The sequence below is a fragment of the Psychrobacter sp. genome (assembly GCF_036731945.1).
Classification (GTDB): Bacteria; Pseudomonadota; Gammaproteobacteria; order Pseudomonadales; family Moraxellaceae; genus Psychrobacter.
This window is the reverse complement of record NZ_DAINDI010000066.1, coordinates 12,309-14,776: the sequence shown is the minus strand read 5'-3', so window position 1 is coordinate 14,776 and position 2,468 is coordinate 12,309. Positions and strand designations below refer to the sequence as shown.

Annotated in this window: 2 protein-coding genes and 1 tRNA gene; 1 reads left to right on the top strand and 2 read right to left on the bottom strand. The window is 39.2% G+C overall.

Annotation, left to right across the window (positions count from 1 at the left end; translation table 11 throughout):
- The first annotated feature begins 390 nt into the window (after positions 1-390).
- A tRNA-Asn gene (locus V7D75_RS12000) sits at positions 391-466 on the top strand.
- Between the two features lie 200 nt (positions 467-666).
- Here the strand turns inward: V7D75_RS12000 and icmH are convergent.
- Together icmH and tssK are read right to left on the bottom strand one after the other, a co-directional pair.
- Positions 667-1,479, bottom strand: coding sequence for a type IVB secretion system protein IcmH/DotU (gene icmH, locus V7D75_RS11995; RefSeq protein ID WP_333614746.1), 813 nt, complete (start codon positions 1,477-1,479; stop codon positions 667-669).
- Positions 1,480-1,571: 92 nt separating this feature from the next.
- A partial coding sequence (gene tssK / locus V7D75_RS11990) for a type VI secretion system baseplate subunit TssK (RefSeq protein ID WP_333614745.1) occupies positions 1,572-2,468 on the bottom strand: 897 nt, incomplete at its 5' end.

The window sequence follows — 2,468 nt, the reverse complement described above, 5'->3', positions numbered from 1 at the left end:
ATATACAATTCATGATTGAGAGGCGCGCTTTTGGCCGTAGAGCTGGTATTGTATTGCGACATAATATTCCTTGCTGTTATCGTAAAACCTATCTATTTTAAATATCTGTTATACAGCAGGTGTTGCTAAATCGCAAATAAAGACCGTTAGAGCGAGTGTAGGAGATATTTTTTATTTAGATGCCTATAGTTTTTCTCATTGTTTTGGAATTAAATTTTGACTGAAAGGCTTGCAAATGCTTCTATCTACCAAGTAAAAACGCAATCTTTCTAAAATCTGCAAAAAAAAGCTTGACGTATTTTTTATCTTTGCTAGAATACGCCCCACTTAGCAAGAACTCATTAGAGACTTTCTAAGCTCGCAGTAGGTCATAAAACCCTTACCGCTTATTCTCCAATAGCTCAGTTGGTAGAGCAACGGACTGTTAATCCGTGTGTCCCTGGTTCGAGCCCAGGTTGGAGAGCCATATTTTAGTTGTAAATCCTTTGAATCATTTTTGATTCGATTATGGCATTTGCCAAGACCCTCATCACTTTGATGGGGGTTTTTTTATGGCCGTTTCTTTGTAAGTGACATATTATTTAAAGATAACGATTGCTAATAATGAGGGCACACCTTCACATTAATCAATAGTTATCTAAATAATCATCTGAATGAAGACAAGCACTAGGGTAAGAAGATTGAGATATGAGCCTGCTCTTTATTTTCTTGAATAACATGGTCGTATGCTGACAACTGGCTATTTGTAAAGCTGTTGGTAAACTGCCACATGGTTGCAAATATCACACTTAACAGCACTGCCATCACTGCAAGAATCACCCAAAGCGGCGTTTCACTGGTGAGCTTATGCCTAATTTGATCAGGAATTGCCCAGAACGGTGAAAATTCGTTTTTATTACCACGTAAATGCTCGATTTCATCGCCCAAGCGTGAGATAAGGTAGCGAATCTTTTCAGGGGCCTCGAGGCGATACTTTCCTTGAAATCCTAGCAACATCGCGTAGTGATAAACTTCTAATGCCGCTAAACGCTGCTCTCCTTGTTCGCGCAACCCATCTAAGCGCTCAAAGAACTCATTACCGGCGATTTGTGAACCAAACAAATCTAACTGCAAAGGGTTAAGCTCCCACGCATCTTTTAGAGTCTGGAAGTCTGACTCTTGAGACGTCATGATGGTTTCATCAATCAACGCACAATAAGCGTATTTTGCTTCATGGATATCTTCTGATAGAAAGCCTTTTTTACGAGCGTTCATCTCAAACTTATCTAAAAAATCATAGATTTTTTGACGAAAATGACGAGGCTCGTTACTGAAATAATGATTGCGTAATAAAAAAACCAAATAAAAGCCGTCATACATAATATCAACCAGCGATTGACTGTTGATACGTCTATCAAGCCCTGCGGTTGAAACTTTTGAAGCAACCTCACCTGAGTCTAGTAAAGAAGGTGCGGAACCAATTGAATTATTTCCGAGCATGATTGTTCCTAATCCGTATTATTTTAAAAATCCGCTTAAAAAACTCATTTAAAAAAAGCCACTTAAAAACCATTTTAAAAATGCTAAAAAAATTACTGTACGATAGCCATCAGCTCAATTTTCAAATCATCAAAACCATTTGGTACATAAATACAGATGGATTCAGCTCTAATCATCTCGTCATACAGCTCGCCTACTGGCTCAATGGTGAAATAACTAAAGCCCGGTCTGACAGGAATAGCACTTGGCACTTGCGAGACATGTGAAATCGGTGAACCTGGTAGTGCAGATAGCACGCGCTTCTCTACGGCATCTGGTGTCGCAATTTTAAAGCGTCTTGGCACCAAATCTATTAACTCATGCATCGGTAGCGATGAGCTGACAGATAAATATAGCTGCGAGTTACGCGTGATTTTGTCACTGCTCAAATCGCCCATATAATATGAGTGTTTGGTCTGACGTAAAGGGATGGAGATAAAATTACTGGCAATAACGGTATTAAGAAGCTCACGGATGATGCCAATGATACTGGTAAAAGAATCATTGATATTATTATGGTGATATTGTGGTAAGTCGCCCACCTTATATAATGAGCTAAAAGTCGCCAACTGACTGGCAACATTGAGGAGCGCTTCATACAATCGTTCTGGGTGTAATTTCGCATTATTATATAAATGACTCAATTGTGAATAAGCGGTATTTAAGGTATGTAATAGCCAAAAAGAAGCAATATCCGATGAGCGAAATTCTAACAAATCATTATTAGACTGGCGATGGTGATCATAGAGCGAGCTTGATTTGGTATTAATCATCGTCATCAAACGATAGAGCTGATTGAGTAGCGCAGAATTGCTCATAATATGGACGCTTGGCACCATATAGTCTTCATCTAACTGATAGATACCTTGCGTACTGCGCGTCAGCTTAGCAACCAAGATAGAAAGCGTATCTTGACTCGGTACTTGCGCTGTATGGTTCAATTGCACACT

Coding starts and splice junctions, on each gene's coding strand:
- icmH (WP_333614746.1), bottom strand. CDS start 1,479: ATGCTCGGAAATAATTCAATTGGTTCCGCACCTTCTTTACTAGACTCA.